At 40.3% G+C, this 19,333-nt stretch carries 17 protein-coding genes and 2 tRNA genes; 11 read left to right on the forward strand and 8 right to left on the reverse strand.

All coding sequences use genetic code 11. The annotated features are described in order from the left end of the window. Positions 1-149: 149 nt before the first annotated feature. The gene (locus H5182_RS09530) at positions 150-4,205 is read right to left on the reverse strand and encodes a S8 family serine peptidase (protein WP_145240000.1); all 4,056 of its coding nucleotides are present in this window, start codon (positions 4,203-4,205) and stop codon (positions 150-152) included. A 248-nt stretch (positions 4,206-4,453) separates the two neighbouring features. Here H5182_RS09530 and H5182_RS09535 point away from each other — a divergent pair, with 248 nt between their 5' ends. Both H5182_RS09535 and H5182_RS09540 read left to right on the forward strand, forming a co-directional pair. Continuing rightward, positions 4,454-4,924: a DUF2721 domain-containing protein gene (locus tag H5182_RS09535; protein ID WP_145240002.1), complete on the forward strand. Its 471-nt coding sequence runs from the start codon at positions 4,454-4,456 to the stop codon at positions 4,922-4,924. A gap of 125 nt (positions 4,925-5,049) precedes the next feature. Then, positions 5,050-5,502, forward strand: a complete 453-nt coding sequence (locus tag H5182_RS09540) for a cytochrome c (protein ID WP_182730735.1) — start codon at positions 5,050-5,052, stop codon at positions 5,500-5,502. Between the two features lie 68 nt (positions 5,503-5,570). On the opposite strand, the gene H5182_RS09545 is transcribed toward H5182_RS09540, so the two are convergent. Further along, a complete protein-coding gene (locus H5182_RS09545) occupies positions 5,571-6,227 on the reverse strand; it encodes a cytochrome b/b6 domain-containing protein (RefSeq protein ID WP_182730734.1) in 657 nt (218 codons plus the stop codon). 123 nt (positions 6,228-6,350) lie between these two features. On the opposite strand from H5182_RS09545, the gene H5182_RS09550 reads away from it, so the two are divergent. Together H5182_RS09550 and H5182_RS09555 are read left to right on the forward strand one after the other, a co-directional pair. Further along, the gene (locus H5182_RS09550; RefSeq protein WP_145240009.1) at positions 6,351-7,055 is read left to right on the forward strand and encodes an AzlC family ABC transporter permease; all 705 of its coding nucleotides are present in this window, start codon (positions 6,351-6,353) and stop codon (positions 7,053-7,055) included. Next, complete coding sequence (locus H5182_RS09555) at positions 7,055-7,354, forward strand: AzlD domain-containing protein (RefSeq protein ID WP_145240011.1); 300 nt, start codon at positions 7,055-7,057, stop codon at positions 7,352-7,354. Before H5182_RS09550 ends, H5182_RS09555 begins: the two co-directional genes overlap by 1 nt. Before the next feature lie 27 nt (positions 7,355-7,381). Here H5182_RS09555 and H5182_RS09560 read toward each other — a convergent pair whose 3' ends face one another. Next, on the reverse strand, positions 7,382-8,536 hold the full coding sequence (locus H5182_RS09560; RefSeq protein ID WP_145240013.1) for an iron-containing alcohol dehydrogenase: 1,155 nt from the start codon (positions 8,534-8,536) through the stop codon (positions 7,382-7,384). Between the two features lie 173 nt (positions 8,537-8,709). Between H5182_RS09560 and H5182_RS09565 the strand changes: the two genes are divergently transcribed. Further along, positions 8,710-9,582, forward strand: a complete 873-nt coding sequence (locus tag H5182_RS09565) for a LysR family transcriptional regulator (protein WP_182730733.1) — start codon at positions 8,710-8,712, stop codon at positions 9,580-9,582. A 95-nt stretch (positions 9,583-9,677) separates the two neighbouring features. After that, on the forward strand, positions 9,678-10,169 hold the full coding sequence (locus H5182_RS09570; protein WP_145240017.1) for a glutathione peroxidase: 492 nt from the start codon (positions 9,678-9,680) through the stop codon (positions 10,167-10,169). 49 nt (positions 10,170-10,218) lie between these two features. Here the strand turns inward: H5182_RS09570 and H5182_RS09575 are convergent, their stop codons facing one another. Continuing rightward, a complete protein-coding gene (locus H5182_RS09575; protein WP_145240019.1) occupies positions 10,219-10,407 on the reverse strand; it encodes a PA3496 family putative envelope integrity protein in 189 nt (62 codons plus the stop codon). 406 nt (positions 10,408-10,813) lie between these two features. Here H5182_RS09575 and H5182_RS09580 point away from each other — a divergent pair, with 406 nt between their 5' ends. Beyond that, positions 10,814-11,611 carry a YggN family protein gene (locus H5182_RS09580; RefSeq protein ID WP_145240021.1) on the forward strand — a complete coding sequence of 266 codons (798 nt, stop codon included), beginning with the start codon at positions 10,814-10,816 and terminating at the stop codon, positions 11,609-11,611. A gap of 83 nt (positions 11,612-11,694) precedes the next feature. On the opposite strand, the gene H5182_RS09585 is transcribed toward H5182_RS09580, so the two are convergent. After that, on the reverse strand, positions 11,695-13,137 hold the full coding sequence (locus tag H5182_RS09585) for a PLP-dependent aminotransferase family protein (protein ID WP_145240023.1): 1,443 nt from the start codon (positions 13,135-13,137) through the stop codon (positions 11,695-11,697). 116 nt (positions 13,138-13,253) lie between these two features. Here H5182_RS09585 and H5182_RS09590 point away from each other — a divergent pair, with 116 nt between their 5' ends. Continuing rightward, positions 13,254-14,189, forward strand: a complete 936-nt coding sequence (locus H5182_RS09590; RefSeq protein ID WP_145240025.1) for a DMT family transporter — start codon at positions 13,254-13,256, stop codon at positions 14,187-14,189. Positions 14,190-14,266: 77 nt separating this feature from the next. Here the strand turns inward: H5182_RS09590 and H5182_RS09595 are convergent, their stop codons facing one another. Then, positions 14,267-15,121, reverse strand: a complete 855-nt coding sequence (locus tag H5182_RS09595) for a diacylglycerol kinase family protein (protein WP_220494565.1) — start codon at positions 15,119-15,121, stop codon at positions 14,267-14,269. A 323-nt stretch (positions 15,122-15,444) separates the two neighbouring features. On the opposite strand from H5182_RS09595, the gene H5182_RS09600 reads away from it, so the two are divergent. From H5182_RS09600 to H5182_RS09610, 3 genes are all read left to right on the forward strand, one after another. Then, on the forward strand, positions 15,445-15,585 hold the full coding sequence (locus H5182_RS09600; RefSeq protein ID WP_169019719.1) for a hypothetical protein: 141 nt from the start codon (positions 15,445-15,447) through the stop codon (positions 15,583-15,585). Positions 15,586-15,796: 211 nt separating this feature from the next. Continuing rightward, a tRNA-Ser gene (locus tag H5182_RS09605) sits at positions 15,797-15,887 on the forward strand. A gap of 51 nt (positions 15,888-15,938) precedes the next feature. Then, positions 15,939-16,031, forward strand: a tRNA-Ser gene (locus H5182_RS09610). A gap of 1,333 nt (positions 16,032-17,364) precedes the next feature. Here H5182_RS09610 and H5182_RS09615 read toward each other — a convergent pair. Next, positions 17,365-18,153 (reverse strand): amidohydrolase, encoded by a 789-nt coding sequence (locus tag H5182_RS09615; protein WP_182759935.1) that lies wholly within the window; start codon positions 18,151-18,153, stop codon positions 17,365-17,367. Then, on the reverse strand, positions 18,141-19,283 hold the full coding sequence (locus tag H5182_RS09620; protein ID WP_145240033.1) for a methionine aminotransferase: 1,143 nt from the start codon (positions 19,281-19,283) through the stop codon (positions 18,141-18,143). Before H5182_RS09620 ends, H5182_RS09615 begins: the two co-directional genes overlap by 13 nt. Between the last annotated feature and the right edge of the window lie 50 nt (positions 19,284-19,333).

The raw sequence follows: 19,333 nt of genomic DNA on the forward strand, positions 1-19,333 counted from the left end.
CCCGAATACTACACCAGCAAGAAACAAAAAAACAACATTGAAACAAAAAGTGTAACCGTTTTAGGTAATCACAATAAATTTAAAACAAAAAAAATACCGCCCAATGGCGGTATTTTAACTAAAGCTATATGCCTTTAGAGGCTATATTACTACTTTTGTTTACGGCGACGCATAAATGCAAACGGTGCTACAAGCAGCGTTAACCATGCTAGAGAACCAGAGTTGTCATTGTCGTCATCATCGTTCGCACGTAGATTGTTAACACCAACAACAACACTCACGGCTTTAGACACATAACCTTTGCTATCTTCAGCTTGAACACTGAATACGATTTCACGGTCAAATTCGTAATCAATTTCGCCAGCAGTAACAATTGTTCCATCTGGATTTACTGAAACTAAATGGCTACCTGATACAATAAAGCGTTCAACTGGTGACACATCAGAATCAGGGTCAGAGAATGCAAGAGTACCAATAGTTGTTCCTAAAGCAACATTTTCATCAATTCTGAAACGTTGATTCATCTCAATCATCGGTGCATGTGAATTAGGATCAATTTCCACGTTAAGCATTACAGTAACAGGTGCAGACTCTAAACCGCTATCATCAGTTAGCGTAACTTCTAACTCAAGTGTTGGCATTGCATAATGATTTAGGCTACCAGTAACGACTAATTCACCCATTTCATTAATTGCAATTACGTCAGAACCTTTAACACTGCCTGAAACAATCATCGTTGCTGAACTTTCGAAAAGCTCCGCTGCTAGTTTACCAATAACAGTACCTTCAGCTGCAGATTCAATCACGTTGAATTTTTGACCTTCAGCAACAACCGGAAGTTCATCAGCTACGTTATTGATTGTTACTGTAAATGTTACTGGTGCAGACTCAGTACCAATAACGTCAACAGCTTTTACTGTGATTGTAATTTCTTTAAGACCAGCTTCTGAGTCAATTAAATCAGTGTTATCAACAATGATATCACCAGTATCAGCATCAACAATAAGACCCGGAGCAGACATACTCAAAGTTTCAAAATAAGCAATATCAAGTGCTGCCTCAGCATCGAGTTTGATTGTGCCAATGGTTAAACCAGTAAGCATTGTTTCGTCGATTGCAAAATCTTCAATTACTAAGTTAGGTACTTTAGGTGCACCAGGAATATCTCGTGGCGCAGATAAATAAACTTTCGTTCCTGCAGGTGATGTAAGAGCAAACGCACCGCTAGATTTAACAACAGCTTTTTGACCTGGCTCTAGTTTAGTGATTGCATTATCTACGCTATCAGTCGCATACATTGTTACTGCAGGGTTCGCTGTAAACACAGTAGAACCAGCTGCACTATCTGTTTCGAAGAATACACCAGCCTGATAACTTGGGTAACCAACTGAAGCTGCAATATTAATTGTTCCTCCCAGCATGTTTGCATCTAATCCTAACAGATTACTACATCCAGAGAAGGTCACTGTATCTTCGCCAGCAGCATGATACATAGGTGTACCCCATTGCCATACATCCTCACCCGCCGCATCGATTTCACCAATTAATGTACGGCTGCGTCCAGGTATTGCAGCATCACGGCCAACATCATTAAGATTCATCATAAAGTGATCATAAACACCGTCATTATCAATATCGAGATTCATACGAACACCGACTTGACGCATATGGGTAATTTCATCTCGTAATTGAATTGAAGAGGTAATAAACACTCCAGAATCACATGTTTCAGATGCATAAGCAGCAAATGTAGTGCTAAGAATGTCAAAATCTATCTCAGCATTTTCAGGGCTAGATGCAACGACCTGCTCAGATGTTGGCTCTACAGCCAGCGCACCAACGTTCTCAACAACTAACTGCGTAGAACCATCGATATCTTCAAAAGAGAATTCTAACTCAGCACCGGCCTTAGGTAATGCATGATAAACAATGTGTAAGTCGTGATCCGTATCGGCTGTTGAAGTATCATCAAATACCAATGCGCCATCAAATTCAGCCATTGTCAGTGACGGACTACGAGCAGCTAGATCATCTTGGCTAAATGGGTTTTCTAATGTCCACTCATGAAGTTTAGATGGATCAACTGTCATGGTTACTTCGAATGTTGTTACCGTATTTGCCGCAACAGTTACACTACGTGGAATATCAAAGCTAACAGCACCTGTATCCACATCATTCATATAACGCTCTTCAATACGAAGGTCATATGTTTTGTCTGCATCAGAGAAGTTTTTCAGCGTCACTGTTTTTGTAAAGCTGGTTGTTTCTGTCATGCGTTCTAAACCGAATGATAACGCAGCCTGTTTAGTTTCATACTCATCATCTTCAACCCATGCTGCGACAGGTAAATTAACCGCCTTTTCAACATCCACTAAGCCTGCACCGATTAAACTAATTGGTGCAAGTGGTGAATCTGGGTTAATACTAATAGGATCTACGGTTACGTTTAAATCAGCCGCATTCATGATTGTCGCTTTTATTTCAAACGCATTACGCTCTGGATGCGCTTCACGAACTAATGCAACAGCACCGGCAGTAATCGGACCTGAGAACGAAGTACCTGTTGCTGGAGCTAGCTGATCTTGTGTACCAGTTGCCGCTACCATAATATCAGTACCTGGCGCTGTAATTTCAGGTTTTAATAAACCATCCATTGATGGACCACGAGATGAGAATGATGCAACTGCACCCGCAGTCACTTTACGCTCAATCGTTATGGTATATGTTGGCATTTCACCGGCCGCTAAAGCAGCTTTCATTGCTGCACCTGCAGCAAAGTTAATGCCAACATTAGGAATTGTTACTGCAGCATCAAAGCCACCCATTGGAGCAGGCGTGCCATCATCAGTATTGTTTGCTATAAATACAAACTTAGCACCACGGTCTTGAGCATTTAATACTTTTGCCGTGAAATTACATGCACCACGGTCAATAATTACCGCTTTACCAGTAAAGTCAGTTTCAGCAGAGAATGCCTCGCAGCCATTTTGGTTTTCTTCAGGGTAAACAACTTCAGCATCGGCATCTGTCATTACAAACGCAGTTTGTGGACCAAAACCTGACGGCTGAATTGTGGTCTCTGCGCCTTCAATTGTGCCTGTTGCAACGCCAACATCATTTGTAGGATGCGTCATCGCGCCAACAGATAATGCGTTAGGAGTTGTAGAAGGGCCACCAATACGGAATGGGTTATCGCCATCATTACCAGCAGAAATAACAACGTTTACACCAGCCTCAACCGCTTTTTGAATTAAGAACTGCGCACCGCCACCGATGTATGTGTCACCAAACTCTCCACCTAAAGACATATTGATTACATCAACACGATCTTCTGAATCACCATCACCATTTGGATCCATAGCGGCTTCTAATGCCGAAACCTGTGCTGCACTTGGACAACCGCCGCCACACACTGAATACACGTATAGCTCCACCGCTGGTGCAATACCTGTTACTGAGTGAGATACAGATGTACCATGGCTTGTTGGTGCATCTTCTTCTGTAGGAGCGGCTGGATCATTTTCAATTGGATCAGCATCATTACGTATGAAGTCATAACCACCCATAACTTGGCCTTGTGGCCAATTTACTGTGGTAGGATCTGCTTGAGCTGCCTCATAAGCTTCAACGGTTCCTTCACCACCAAAAATTTTGTGAGTATAATCAATACCCGTATCTAATACTGCAACAGTTTGCGTTGCACCTGTAACTGTACCATTTACTACTAATGGCGACGCTTTGATGTAGTCAGCGGTTGCTGCAACATGAAGGTCGTAATCAAACATAGGTAAAACACGCTCTACGCGTGAGTCTTTTGCAATTCGATCTAGCGCACCTTGACTTGCTTGAACAATTAACGTCGGTGCCAAAATTTTAGTAGAACCAAGTACTTTTACATTACTATCAAGAGTAAATAACTTATCTTGAACTTGGCTTTGTAAAGTTGCTACTTGGTCATAACTTTGACGAGCATCAGAAACATTATAGGCGCCTTGCTCCATCATATCAGCTGCTGTTTTTGCCTTTAAAACAACAAGGTATGCTGAAGGTTGATTTTTATTAACAATATCGGTCTGTGATACTGGTGTGTAGCTAGTATTCTTAAGTGCGCTGTTATTTATAGTATTTGCATTTACAGCACCTGCAACTAAGATGCTTGTTACAGCGGTTGCAACCGCCGTTCTTTTTATTAGATTCTTAGACATGATTTCCCCTGGGATATGTTATGTATTATTGTACTTATTGATGATCATAAATTAAGTGCGAGACTAATATAGAACTTCAACACCCAAAATGACAACAATTCGATTACATGTAAATTACAAAAAGCAATGTGAAAATTAACAAATCAACACTAAGTGACTGTTTTAAATAAAAAAACAATCAAAAAAATAAATGTAAATCTTTGTAAACGGAATAATTAAAATCTACCAATGTACCTAAAAGGAAAGCAATGAACTCTGATGTTATAAATATTCTAACAATGGCAAAAGTAATCCAAACAGCCGTTGCGCCAGTTTTTTTAATTACTGGTATTGCTGCTACGCTGGGGGTTTTATCTAATCGCTTAGCTCGAATTACCGACCGTGCTCGTCAACTTGAACGAAAATTAAAGGTAAGTACCGATGAAGAATTTAATTCATCGCTAACAACCGAGCTACGAGCACTGCTGAAACGCTCTCGCTGTATCCATATTGCCTTTAGTTTAAGTGTATTAAGTGCGGTACTTGTTTGCGCCGTGGTCATGCTGTTATTTTTGTCTCATATTCAATCAGTTAATTTAGGTGTTTCCATCGGCAGTTGTTTTGTTGGCGCAATGGCACTACTTATTTGTGCATTTATGTCTTTACTGGGTGAGGTGTTTTTAGCTACTCGTAGTATGCGCAGAGGAATGATCTTTGCTGATATTGATATCAATAATTAAGATACAATCTTAGTTTTATAATTCAATAACAGTTCAGTTTAACCGCAATATACTTGAATAATCTGACTTGCTGATATACAACAGCAACTGTACAAGCAATGAATTACATATAAGGGGCAAAAGGAATGAAGTTAAAGCAATTATTTTTAGGTGCAACACTTTGTGCACTAACATTTGGTGCAACAGCAAACTCTGTATTTGAAGAGCCTAGTGACGCCATTGAGTACCGCCAAGCGGCATTTTCAATGATCCGTGTCCAAATTGGTGATATGGGTGACATGCTAAAAGGCAAAGTACCTTTTGACGCAGAACAGTTTAAGCATCGTGCAAATAATGCTGCTGCATTATCAAAAATGCCATGGGAAGCATTCGTTGCAGGCAGTGATAAAGGTGACACATCTGCATTACCTGCTATTTGGAGCGATAACGAAACCTTTATGAAAAAAGCAGCAGCATTTCAACAATATGCTGACGAACTAGCCGTTGCCGCGCAAACAGGCGATAAAAAAGTAATTGCTAAAGCATTTGGCCCATGGGCTAAAGGCTGTAAAGATTGCCACACATCATTTAAAGACTAATCTTTAATGCGATCATCTTAAAACTAAAACGGCGCTAAATTAGCGCCGTTTTTGATCTGTTAAACAGTTTAACTAAACAAGTAAGCCACAGGCTCTGCGCCCCATGTCATCAGTAATGCCGCAAATACAACGACAAGAATAATTATCGCAGTCCACGGTGATTTTGTTAGCTCTTCATTACTATCATTATTTTTTTCAGCGGCATAGCCCGTAACCATTGCTTTGACTAAATTTTTACCTTTCATGCGATAAATTACAATTGCCACAATATGGAGAATAATCGCGTACAACAATAAATCAAAGTTCTTATGATGCACCCAGCCGGCCCATTCAACTACATTACTTGATACATACTGCACTAATGGGCCATCTGTCAAAATGTCATCGGTGGTCATTAAGCCGCTTACTAACTGCGCCAGTAATAAAATAAAAAATGCCAACACCATGTAGCTGCCCGCTGCGCCATGGCCTGGTTTATTATCTGTTTGTTTAAATGATTTTAGTGCTGCGCTAGGTGAATGAAACAATGCACTTAACTTAGCTGTTTTGCTACCAATCAAGCCCCAAATAAGACGTGTTACTAGTAGCGCTAAGGTGAAAAAGCCAGCCACAAAGTGCAATTCCATCATGCCTTCTTCAGCACTAAAATACAGCGCCGCAATTGCAATAACTAACAACCAATGGAAACTGCGAATAAACCCATCCCATACTTTAATTTTATGCATGCTTAACCTCTTTTGCGTAAAAGCTTATTATTTCAAACTTTTGTTAATTTAGCATCTTTGCTGTTCAGGGTTAATTGATCTATGGCAGACTAAGGGCATTAATTACCGTAATGAATAATATTAATGACACTTAGCACCAAACGCGCACTCCTAAAAGGCTTTTTAGATATGCTACCACTGTGTTTAGCAGTGATCCCTTGGGGGATTTTATGTGGTTCACTGGCAATTCAAAATGGCTTTAGCGCATTTGAAACCCAAGCCATGTCATTATTAGTGTTTGCCGGTTCCGCCCAACTAGTCGCTATAGAGCTAATGGCTGGCAATACGCCTTTATTAACTATTTTATTCACCACCTTCATAATTAGCTCACGGCACTTTTTATACGGCTTAGCGGTGCGTCATAAAGTGATTGATCAGTCGCTACGCTGGCGCTTACCGGTAAGCTTTGTACTCACTGATGAGCTGTTTGCGTTTTCCCATCATCGCAAAGCTTATCGAACTAAAACTCGCTTGATCTACGCGCTCAGTGCCGGCTTTAGCTTTTATATTACTTGGAACTTGTGGACATTAATTGGCATCGTAGCGGGCAGTCTGCTACCTGATCTCACTAATTTAGGCTTAGACTTTGCTATTGCTGCAACTTTTATTGCATTAGTAATTCCTGGTATTAAAAATCTAGCTACATTGGCAACGGTTGTAAGCGCTGGTGTTGTGGCTACCGTTTTAAAAAGCCAGGGGTTTGAATTATGGTTAGTAGCTGCGGCACTATCGGCGATGACTATCGGTTACCTTATTAGCCGTATCCAAGGTAAATTGGAGCATAATTGATGATAACAACTATTTTACTTATGGCATGTATTACCTTTTTTACCCGTTACTTATTTTTACATCGTGACCTACCATTTAAAGTTGGCCCGAAAATGCAGCAGTTTTTAAGTTTTAGCGCACCGGCGGTACTTACCGCGATTTGGGTACCTATTGTGTTTGTAACAGACGAGGGGATAAATTTAGATTGGCAAAACCCATACCTCAGTGCGGCAATAGCAGCTATTATTGTCGCATATAAAACGCATAACATTTACTACACAACACTGGTTGGTATGGGTTTATTTTTGATCTTAAATTAGCGCATTTGTAATGCGCTAAAAGTAGCCTTAAACGCTGGCTAATAAAATTGCACGACTCTTATCAAGCGTGACTTGCTCTCGCTCACCGAGTGCCGTCATCCCATGGCGCTCTAGTTGCGCAACAATTTTGTCTGCGACTTCTTCACCTAAGTTATAATCACTTAAACGCGTTGGCATATTAACACTATGAAAAAACGCTTCTGTTGCTGCAATCGCTTGCTCAATAGCCGTATCTTCATCGCTAATATCAAGGCCTAAAACACGCTCTGCGTATTGTAAGATTTTACCGCGCTTAGTGTCTTTTTGCTCCGCCATCATGCGCGGTAGTACAATTGCCAAGGTTTGTGCGTGATCAAGACCATAAACCGCTGTCATCTCATGGCCTAACATATGCGTTGACCAATCTTGTGGCACACCAGCACCAATTAAACCATTCAATGCCATGGTTGCTGACCACATAATGTTAGCGCGTACTTGGTAATTATCTGGCTCACTGAACGCTTTCGGTCCTTCTTCAAGTAAGGTCATTAAAATACCTTCAGCGAAACGATCTTGAAGTTTTGCACCTACGTCATAGGTCAAGTATTGTTCCATGGTATGTACAAACGCATCAACAATACCGTTTGCCACTTGACGTTTTGGTAATGAGTAAGTCACCGCAGGGTCGAGTACTGCAAATTGTGGCTGTACTAATGGACTCGCAAAAGGCAGTTTATCGTGGCTATCAAGGTTTGAAACCACACTAAAAGAATTTGATTCAGAACCCGTTGCTGGCAAAGTCAATACAACACCTAATGCTATTGCTGATTTTACCTCACCGCCTTTAGCTAGAATATCCCATGGCTCGCCGTCATAATTAGCTGCTGCGGCAATAAATTTACTACCATCAATTACCGAACCACCGCCTACAGCAAGAATATAATCAACTTGCTTTTCTTTAACCAAAGCAACGGCTTTCATACATGTTTGGTAACTTGGGTTAGGTTCAATACCGGCAAATTCAAACCAAGTGTGTTCGCTTAACGCCGCAGCCACCTGATCATAAATACCATTACTTTTAATACTGCCACCGCCATAAGTAACAAGTACCTTTGCGTCTGCCGGGATCTCATTTTTGATTAAGGCAATTTGCTGTTCGCCAAAATGAATCTTGGTTGGGTTTGCAAAACTGAAATTTAACATGCTTGCTCCATTGCTTTGAGGTGCTCATTATTTAGTGTGAGCTAAAATTTGCTGACCACCTAATTGTAGGGATTTAAGCATTAATTTAAAGACTAAGCTCAGAGAATCACTTTTGCACAGCTGCAACAATAGATGGTATAAACTATAATTACTTAATATTTGAGAACTAAATTATGTGGCATGGCCTTGATGAATTTTTACATGTGGTTGAACATGGCAGCTTTACCAAAGCAGCCAAAGTCATGGAAGTATCAACTTCCCATATCAGCCGCCAAGTACAGCAACTTGAAAACCGCTTAGGCTCATTGCTATTTCAACGTACCACCCGAAAAATAAGCCTCACCGATGCCGGCCGCGAATATGCCGTAAAGCTCAAAGCAATTAAACAAGAGCTAATTGATGCTAATAATCAACTGCAAGGTGAGCAACGTAAACCCAAAGGGGTCATTAGAATTTCTGGTGCTGGTGAATTTGTTGCATGTCATGTAGCACCTAAAATTGTTGAGTTTGTAAAACGCTACCCTGAGGTCGAAGTAGATATGGACTTCAACAATCGTAATGTCGACTTAGTTGAAGAAGGTTTTGATTTAGCGATCCGTTTTGGCCGCATGCAAGACTCTAACTTAATTGCACGACCACTTAGCCCGCGAATCATGACTCTCGTTGCCAGTCCAGAATATTTAGCACATCACCCAACCCCAACTACGCCTCAACAATTAACCGCTCATAATTGCTTAATTGCCATGGGGAAACGTTGGCGATTTAATTTTGCCGGCGATATTAAAGAGGTAAAAGTTGCCGGCAACTGGCGCAGTAACCATCCGCGCGCACTATTATCTGCGACATTAGCAGGCTTAGGCATTGCCCATTTAGCCACTGATATTGTTGATAAGTATATTGAAAACGGGCAACTAATTACCTTACTTGATGAGTTTCAGGTAACAGACAATGCCTCTTGGTTAGTGTATCCACGTAAAGATTTAATGCCATACAGAGTGCGATTATTGATTGAACATTTACTCAAAAGCTTTAATCATGCAAGTTAAAATAAAATGGTCTATGCAATGTGATGATAATTTAAGCTGTATGTCTATCACAACTCAGGATAGAATTTAACAAACAACAATAACTAGAGAGCAACATGAACGACTTCTATCAACTTTCAGCCAGCAATTTGCAAGGCCAAAGCATTGATTTTTCAGATTTCGCAGGCAAAGTTGTGTTAATTGTCAACACTGCCAGTAAATGTGGCTTCACTCCACAGTACGAAGGTTTACAACAATTACATGCAAAATACGCTGATCAAGGGTTAGTAATTATTGGTTTTCCGTGCAATCAATTCGGCAAACAAGAGCCTGGCGGCGCAAAAGAAATAGCGCAAGGTTGTTTAATTAACTACGGTGTTGATTTTGTGATGATGAGTAAAATTGATGTTAATGGCGAAAACGCCCACCCCGTATTCAGGCATTTAAAATCAGCATTACCTGGATTTTTAACCCGCAAAATAAAATGGAATTTTACTAAGTTTTTAGTTGGCCGTGACGGCGAGGCAATTAAACGCTTTGCACCATTTACCAAACCGCAGCAAATCGAAGGTGCTATTATCAAAGCCCTTAAAAGCAGTAATATCTAAACTCTAAAAGCAATAAAGAGGCAAATTGCCTCTTTATTTAAATTATCTCTTAGTCGTTTAAATACTCATCTAAGTCATCATCGCCCAAGTTTTTACGCAAGCGTTTTTGCTCAAGGTAGTCTTCCAACTTTTTCTTAACCTTTTGCTTATTCTTGTCGTGTTGATTACGCCCGACCATTTCGTACTCGTCTTCAACAAAATCGTCATCTAGCGCATCGTAACTAAATGTCTTACCCACAACCCACTCCATAAAGTGTTTGAGACCAATTAAGGATTTTTATCACTATCATTGGTAAATTAAAAATGTTCAGCACTATTTCACCGTATGAAAAAGCACCAAAATAAAGCCATAACGCGATTCTAAAATAGTGTTATGTCGATATTGTGAATAAATAGCGCTAAATTTGAGTTCTGGAAAGTGAGAGTTTTTTATCGAAACGATAAGTATATTTTATGTATCAATGTAAATTAGTCAAAATGACTAAAAAATGGCTTTTTTATAACATCCTAATACAATTTAAAAATAGTAAAAAACAATTAACCCTTTGTTTTTATTTACTAATAATTATTGGCACTAAACTTGATATGTATTAAATACGTTAAATGCGTACTGGTCATAATCAACAAATTAGCAGGAAATAAAAATGAAAAAATTACTATTAATAAGTTCTTTATTCATTGCCACAGGGGCAATGGCACACAATGACAATGAGACGAATATTTCTTTTAGCGGCGACACATGTGACGTTGAATTTAAAAATGATGTGCGTATTAAGCCAAATGAATTAGAAATTTTTACAGCTGATAACCACACTATGACTTTTATAAATAGTGGCGAGTTAATGATTGATGGCCAAACTTTGACACTCAACAGTCAACAACACCAAGCTATCAGTAATTATTCAGACAGTCTGCGTAGCCAATTACCAGAAGTCGCGAACATTGCTCTTGAAGGCGTTAAAATTGCCGGGGTCGCCATTGAAGAAGTCGCCAATGCATTTAATATCGATGGCCTAGATAGCATTAATGAATTAATGGCTGATATTCAGGTAGAAGTACAAAACACCTTTTACCAACAAGGCGCTTTTGTAATGGGCCAACAAAGCTTTAGCCAATTTGGCGAAAACTTTGAAAGCCAATTTGATGAGCAAATAGAAAGCGCTGTACAAGCTGCGATGATGCAATCGATGGGTAGTATTTTAATGGCTGTAGGTTCAGAACTAATGGGCTCTGGTGGCGATATGCAAGCCTTTGAACAACGCATGGAAAATATGGGAGCTGAAATTGAAGCCAAAGTTGAGCAACAAGCTAACCAACTTGAAAAACGCGCTGATGCACTGTGCGGTAATTTTTCAACCATTGCTGATCAAGAGCAACAATTAGTTAAACTAGTTCCAGAATTGAAAGACTACCAATTATTTAGTTATAAACAAAATAACTAACTTGAACTCAGGTTCTAAACGCTAAAAGTTTGATATCCCTTTAGCAGCACTCTTTTTTAAAGGTGCTGCTTTTTTATGCCATGCTATTTCTTCGCTAAATGCACTAACTCACCTAGCTTTATAATAGCTTGTTCAATTTTTTCACCCCATGGCAAACCATAACTTAATCGAATACAACTGCGATATTTATTAGTGGCTGAAAAAATATAGCCAGGAGTAATGCTAATGCCACTTTCTAATGCCAGTTGAAATAGTTTTACACTATCGTAAGCCGCACCTAAATCAATCCAGATCACACATCCGCCTTGCGGATCGCTGATCCTAGCGGTACTCGGAAAGGCCTGTTGTAAACACCAGATCATTCGTTCTTTATTAGAACGTAGACGCTGTCGCAGTAGTTTTATATTACGATCATAATCACCACTAACTATAAATTCATATAACGTCCATTGATTGATCAATGAAGTAGAACAACTCAATGCACGCTTATAGCGACGCGCTTTGGCAGCAAACTTTCCGGCAATCAACCAGCCAACACGATAACTCGGCGCCGCAGTTTTAGAAAACGATGCACAGGTTAATACCAACCCTTTTGTTGAGTAAGCCTGAGCGGGTGTACCGCGCTGCGGGGTAAAATGTAAATCACCATACACATCATCTTCAATTAGCACCACATCTTGAGATTCCAATAACTCTACTAATTGTTTACGCTTATGATCAGGCATAAAACTACCCACAGGATTATTGATCGAAGTAGAGAACACACAGGCTTTAATATCGTGATCATGTAAAGCCTGGCTCAGATCATCAAGCCAGATCCCATCATCAGGACACAGCGGGATCTCGAGCGCCTTGAGGCCCAGGCTTTCGATCAATTCAATGATACCAAAATAACAAGGTGACTCGATCGCCACCACATCACCTACTTTAGTGACACATTTTAGCGCGATCGCCAGTGCTTCTTGAGCACCGTTGGTGATCACAAGTTCTTGCGAGTCAACACCAATGCCAAAATCTAAATAACGATGGATTAACTGCTTTTTCAATGGTGCAAAACCATCCATCGCACCATAATTTATGGCGCGACTGCCGGCAATCGACATAACCCGGCGCATCGTACGACTTAGCATTTTATCAGTTGGAGCGGCAGCAACAGGATTAGCAATGCCAAACGGTACGACATCGGCTTGATGAATTGCATCATACACTTGCTCAATTAATACCTGCATGTTGACCGAAACTGGCTCACGATTGAGTTTAACCCGCTTTGGCCGCGCTAACTGGGTATGTGCCGTTTTTAAAAAATAGCCTGACTTTTCTCGTGCTTCAACCAAACCTTGTGCCTCAAGTGATTGGTAAGCCAATTTCACCGTCGGAATACTGACATTCAGCTTAGTGGCCATTTTACGTAATGAGGGGAGTTTTTCGCCTGGTAATAGTGTCCCCTGCTCACTCAGCTCACGCACCAGCTGCATTACTTGCTGATATAAAAAGTCATGGTTGGTTTTGCTGATCACCAGCGACATAGTAGACACCTTAAAGCCGTACAATCTGTATAGGTTGCATTTATAGTTTTCTGTGTATGTTAAGTATACAGAAGTATCTTAAAATAAACACTTAATCGACATAATGGACCAAGGCCATGAAAAGTATCGTGCTTTATGCACTAACCGTTTTAATTTGGGGCTCTACCTGGCTCGCAATCGAATTTCAACTTGGCGATATCGCCGTTGAAGTTTCACTATTTTATCGCTTTAGTTTGGCTGCAATTCTAATGTGGGTATGGGTGAATATTAAAAAATTACCGATGAATTATAGTCGTCGCGATCATGGCTTTTTCGTATTACTAGCACTGTGTAACTTTGGCCTTAATTACTTAGTACTTTACTGGGCACAACATTATTTAACGTCAGCCATGGCATCAATCGCCTTTTCAATGTTGTTATTAATGAACATTGTAAATACCCGATTATTTTTTGGTAAACCCATCGCTAAACGTATTTATACGGGTGCATTGATAGGGGTATTGGGCATCATCAGTCTGTTTTGGCCACAATTACAGCAGTTCGACTTGAGTAATGGGGCGTTGGTCGGTTTGCTACTTGCCTTAGCTGGCACCTTTGTGGCTTCATTAGGGAATATGATCAGCGTACGTAACTCTCAACAACGTATTGGCGTCATGCAGGGCAATGCATGGGGCATGTTATACAGCGCTATTGGTTTATTTGTATATGTAATCATCAGCGGTGCCGATTTTAGCCTGTCGGCCCCAGCAAGCTACTGGTATTCATTAGTTTATTTATCGGTGTTTGGGACGGTTATTGCATTTGCATGTTACTTTGCACTACTAAAAAATATCGGCCCAGAACGTGCCAGCTATGTGATTGTGTTATTTCCATTAGTTGCAGTGACTTTAAGTACATTATTTGAAGGTTTTAGTTGGCAAGCCAATACGTTTATCGGCTTTAGTTTAGTACTGCTTGGTAATGCTATTGTACTGACTCCAACAAAAAGAATTAAAGCGTTTATTGAGTCTAATAAAGCATCATTTGCTAATAAACGCTCCATCCCCAGTTAGAATGCGTATATACGCAACTAACGCCAAAAGCGCCTACTTGTTAGGCGCTTTTTTATTACTAACATATTACTCGTCATTTAACATTGCGGCATACAAAAACGCAACGCGAGCGGATGAATAGTCACCACCGCTGGGGTAACGCCTACCAACTCACCATCTGCTTCGATTGGTAAATCAGGCGTATTTATATAAGCAATTTCTAAGCGCTGGTAGTTGAGCTCTTTCATACCGTGGTGCTTACGTAGCAATAAGCGCACAAAACTGTAGAGGTTACCTAACAAACCACGCGTAGGCACGCGATAGCACTCTAAATAGCCACTATTCAATTGTGCTTTTGGCGCTATCATCAACCCCCCACCAAAATAATGATGATTTGCAAATACAGTAATCAAATTACCATATTCGCATTGCTGCCCTGCAAAACTCCCAGCCAAGCGAGAAGGCTGATAAACGAATAAACACTTAAAGCCAGCTAAACTATAACTTAAAGCGGATAATGCAGGCTTGGTTTGCAATGCCTGTACTACATGCGCATCAAAGCCAACCCCCGCAATATTAATAAAGTAACGGCTATTTATTTGGCCAATATCGATTTTTACTTGATGCTCACTAAAAATAGCATTACGCCAAGCTGAGTTTGAACAGCCAAAGCCGCGTGCAAAATCATTACCCGTCCCCTGAGGCAATAACGCCAACGAGCAACTCAATCCCATCAATGCGTTTACAGCCAAATGCAGGCTGCCATCACCACCGAGCACAACAACGCGCTTTTGTGACTGAGCCAAAACCGTTATTTTTTGGCAATCATTGGTAAAATGTCCTGTGGTGTAAAAAACAGTGTAACTAATTTGACGTTTTTGACACTGCTCTAATAACCAAGTGCAATTTTTTTTATGTTTTTTTTGCGTACTTGGTTTAATAATTATTAGCATCTGGATACCAGCCTATTCAAAAGTAGGGAAATAGACATTTTCAAAAAATAAATTAATCTGAATAATTAGTCACTTTATTTATCATCTAATGCATTAAAATATCAGCGGCAGTGTAATATTGCTTTTAAACAAGTGATTTAGGCGACTTTAAATTTCATAACCATGCATAATACTCAGTACTTACTATCTGAATCATACCTTAATAAAAACAATTCGGATTAGTTATTTCTATCCGACCACCCTAATTTTTATCGTTTTATTTTTGTGCAAAAAAAGCTCAGAATAGCCGTGTTGTCAAAACAGACATAACCCGGAGCAAAGTAATGAACCCAGTAAATACATTAAACGAAAATGCAGCTACCCATGTTGCAGTAAAACCGACCAACCGCAAAGCAAAAATGCTTGCCAGACTTAACCGTTTCGGCAAAAAGCTAGCTCTTGGCGGCGCAGTTCAATACAAGTAATCACCCAACCATGATTACTTTAGCGGTGCAGCAAATACCCAACCACTAAATGAAACTACTTATTTAGCTCCCTCGTTTGCTGCAACCCCTTCTTTAAACTCCCTAAAAACTCCTTTTTTATAAAAAAACCTCTTTTTTAGAACAAAAAAACAGCAAACGATCTTTTTCCTATTTACACACCCCAATCACCTGCGTATTATTCTTTCCCAACGGAGAGATGGCAGAGTGGTCGAATGCACCGGTCTTGAAAACCGGCAGGGGTTTATAGCCCCTCTAGGGTTCAAATCCCTATCTCTCCACCATTATTACGTTTTGGTGGTTCACTCGATTATCAAAATGACAATTTATGCGCCGGAGAGGTGGCCGAGTGGCCGAAGGCGCTCCCCTGCTAAGGGAGTATAGGGTTTGTAGCTCTATCGAGGGTTCGAATCCCTCCTTCTCCGCCATTTAATAACGAAAAAAGCCCCGCAATTTATTGTGGGGCTTTTTTTGTTGTTAAAAATGGCAGAAGGCGGGTGAGAACCCTCGACCAGGGTTCGATAAAATGTCAGGAACATTTTAGGCCGCTGCAAGCGTCGCGAAGCGATTAGTTACATGGACGTAAGCAAGCCCATCCCCACGTTTGACACAAATTTCAGAATGAAAAGCCTATTGTTTTATGTCCGTAACCTTTACACCAATGAAGGCGGGTGAGAACCCTCGACTAGGGTTCGACCAAACTTTGTCTGGAACAAAGTTAAACGCACGCAGTGCGGCCAGAAAACTAAACTCTAGATCCCTTCCGCTAAGTTGTGTAATGTAATATCAAATAGAACACATAAGTCAGCTCTTAAACCAAATTCAAAAATCGTTCTGACTTTTCTTTTTAAAAACACCAAAATATTTTCTAAGGCTACAAGTTGAATAATACCAATCGTGTTAAGTTACTGACCATTTATAGCGACAGATAAATGGAGTGATAACAAGGCGTAAATTTTGACATGTAGTTGTTCTACTTAAAAAAATTATAACGCAGTTAGCGCTTTATTTAGCTCGCTAGAATGGTTAAATATTTAAGTCGATTGGTATAACAGTGAGGACAAAGAAAGTGGTATTTTATATGCAGTTTTTACAACTGTATTATTGTACTTCCTTTTCAAAATCACTTTAATTTACACAATAGTTTCAGACCGACATGCCCCTTGTCTAAGCTCTCGCTGGGACAACATTGAAGTAGTTATTACTCCTTTTTCAGCATTCTTAATTTTAGCAATGTTGAGTTGTATTTGGTTGTTCCTTAGTTGTTTAAAATATAAAAAGAAAGTAGGTAAAGCAGCCTATCTAGTATTTTTTTTCGCAGCGATATTCTATTATTTTTGGTTTAAAGGTTTTTACGGCTTTTGGTTACTAATGGAGTATGAGCAGGACAAAATAACCCTATCTCAATTTTTTAACAAAACTGGGGGCGATGAGTTATTTAAATTATATGATGGGCATCACGAAATTCAGATATTGTGCCAACCATATAATCACAATGCAGATAAAAAACCGGATAACTAACTGTTACATCATAGTAATGCAATAGGTTGCTACCTATTAAATCAATACTTTAACCTAGTCTAGGTATTCTCTCGTAACGATTGGGTGAGCAGGTAAAAATTCATCGCAGATAAATGGTCTTGTATTGATACAAGCCTGTAGATTATTTTTTTGTTGTATGTTGTCGGGTTTCGCTGCGATCAAACTCACCTACAGTGCTTCTGCGTAAAACGGGTAAAGAGGCTAAACAGTCTCTTTATCTTAATAACCCAAACTAAACCCATCGGCATCTAAATGCGCCGGGAAACTTTGCTTAAAGAGCTCAAGCGGCTGTTTGTCCAAAGTGATAATAACAACATCAGCTTTGTTATCAGTAGCGGCTGCTAACGTATCACCTATAAAGTCATACACTGCCGTGCCGCCATTGTGCGCGACGCCATTAGCATCATCACCAATACGATTAACGCCAATCACATAACACTGGTTTTCCATCGCCCGCGCCATTAGTAAGGTGTCCCATACTTTGCGCCTTGCAGCAGGCCAGTTGGCGACATTAACCATCACATCGTAGTCATTGCGATTGCGCTGAAAGACCGGAAAACGTAAGTCGTAACAAACTTGCGGTAGAATTCTAAAGTCATTAAGGGTGAACACTTCACGTTGCTGCCCTGCGGTTACAAAATCGCCCTCTTTGCCCAAGCAAAATAAATGCCGTTTGTCGTAATATTTCACTTCGCCATTGGGCCATGCCCAATAAAAGCGATTAGCTTTTTTATCGCCTTGAGTTACCAATACCGAGCCTGCAATTACCGCATTGCTTGATTTTGCCGACGCGATCATCCAATCAAGCACTTTGCCTTGCTTTAACTGATGATCCGGCTCTGCGCAATCAAGGTTAATAGCAAAGCCGGTGGCAAAGGTTTCTGGCAATAAAATAAGCTCTACTGATTTATCTATATCAGCTATTTTATTGCCAAAGTGTGCCAAGTTGGCGTCTTTATCTAACCAATTAAGCGATGTTTGTATCAGTGCTATGGTTAAAGTTGACATAAAATCTCCGCGGCTTGTAATAGCGTGGCGTCATTTTTGGCAAAGCATAAGCGAATAACTTTATCGTTGCTTGGTTGCTGATAAAACACGCTTAGTGGAATGGCTGCAACGCCTGCTTGTTCTACTAACCACTGGCAAAATTCTACGTCATTTAAATCCGATACATCGCTGTAATCAAGCAGTAAAAAGTAGGTGCCTTCACTTGGTAAAATGGTAAAGCGGCTATCTTTTAGTGCTTTACTAAGTACATCACGCTTTTGTTGATAAAACTCACTGAGCTCATCCACATGCTCACCTTGCTGTTCTAACATATCGGCTAATGCATGTTGTGCCGGCGTAAAGCTTGAAAAAGTCACATATTGGTGAATTTTACGAAACTCGACCGCAAGTGCAGCGGGTGCGATGCAGTAACCCATTTTCCAGCCTGTGCTATGAAAAGTCTTGCCAAAGCTTGAGATCACAAAGCTGCGAGCAAACAATTCGTTATCACGCAGCACACTTAAATGCGGTTGCTGATCAAAAGTAATATGCTCGTATACTTCATCACTTATCAGGTATAAGTCATGCTTAATTACTAAGGCTTTTAGAGCATTAATATCGTGCTGTTTTAACGTTTTACCACTTGGGTTATGTGGGGTGTTGATTATAATAGCCCGCGTTTTGCTATTGATAGCCGCAGCCACCGTTTGCCAGTCAATTGCATAACTCGGAGCATGCAGAGCAATATTGACTGACTTACCACCGGCCAATTCAATCGCTGGCTGGTATGAATCATAAGCGGGGTCAAACACAATGACTTCATCACCTTCGCGCACCAGCGCCTGAATGGCAACAAACAAGGCCTCGGTCGCGCCAGAGGTTACCGTTACTTGCTGCGCGGCATCTATTTCAGCTGCATATTTTCGTTTTGCTAACTGGGCAATTTGTTGCTGCAGGCGCGGCACACCAGATGAAGGTGAATATTGATTAACTCCTTCAAGCACATAATGATTAAGCTGTTTTTTAAGTAGCTCAGGCGCATCAAACTCAGGAAACCCCTGCGATAAATTAATCGCTTCGAATTGATTTGCTAAAGCAGTCATTTGACTAAAAATACTGGTGCCTAAATTTGGCAATTTACTTTCAAACACTGGTTACCCTTAATGATGGTTTTGCGCCCAAAGCGATGCTATCATTGCTG

The organism is Pseudoalteromonas sp. SG44-17 (assembly GCF_014164235.1).
Classification (GTDB): Bacteria; Pseudomonadota; Gammaproteobacteria; order Enterobacterales; family Alteromonadaceae; genus Pseudoalteromonas; species Pseudoalteromonas rhizosphaerae.

Coding starts and splice junctions, on each gene's coding strand:
- H5182_RS09540 (WP_182730735.1), top strand. CDS start 5,050: ATGAAGTTAAAGCAATTATTTTTAGGTGCAACACTTTGTGCACTAACA.
- H5182_RS09535 (WP_145240002.1), top strand. CDS start 4,454: ATGAACTCTGATGTTATAAATATTCTAACAATGGCAAAAGTAATCCAA.
- H5182_RS09615 (WP_182759935.1), bottom strand. CDS start 18,153: ATGTCAACTTTAACCATAGCACTGATACAAACATCGCTTAATTGGTTA.
- H5182_RS09570 (WP_145240017.1), top strand. CDS start 9,678: ATGAACGACTTCTATCAACTTTCAGCCAGCAATTTGCAAGGCCAAAGC.
- H5182_RS09580 (WP_145240021.1), top strand. CDS start 10,814: ATGAAAAAATTACTATTAATAAGTTCTTTATTCATTGCCACAGGGGCA.
- H5182_RS09560 (WP_145240013.1), bottom strand. CDS start 8,536: ATGTTAAATTTCAGTTTTGCAAACCCAACCAAGATTCATTTTGGCGAA.
- H5182_RS09550 (WP_145240009.1), top strand. CDS start 6,351: ATGACACTTAGCACCAAACGCGCACTCCTAAAAGGCTTTTTAGATATG.
- H5182_RS09565 (WP_182730733.1), top strand. CDS start 8,710: ATGTGGCATGGCCTTGATGAATTTTTACATGTGGTTGAACATGGCAGC.
- H5182_RS09590 (WP_145240025.1), top strand. CDS start 13,254: ATGAAAAGTATCGTGCTTTATGCACTAACCGTTTTAATTTGGGGCTCT.
- H5182_RS09545 (WP_182730734.1), bottom strand. CDS start 6,227: ATGCATAAAATTAAAGTATGGGATGGGTTTATTCGCAGTTTCCATTGG.
- H5182_RS09530 (WP_145240000.1), bottom strand. CDS start 4,205: ATGTCTAAGAATCTAATAAAAAGAACGGCGGTTGCAACCGCTGTAACA.
- H5182_RS09600 (WP_169019719.1), top strand. CDS start 15,445: ATGAACCCAGTAAATACATTAAACGAAAATGCAGCTACCCATGTTGCA.
- H5182_RS09595 (WP_220494565.1), bottom strand. CDS start 15,121: ATGCTAATAATTATTAAACCAAGTACGCAAAAAAAACATAAAAAAAAT.
- H5182_RS09585 (WP_145240023.1), bottom strand. CDS start 13,137: ATGTCGCTGGTGATCAGCAAAACCAACCATGACTTTTTATATCAGCAA.
- H5182_RS09555 (WP_145240011.1), top strand. CDS start 7,055: ATGATAACAACTATTTTACTTATGGCATGTATTACCTTTTTTACCCGT.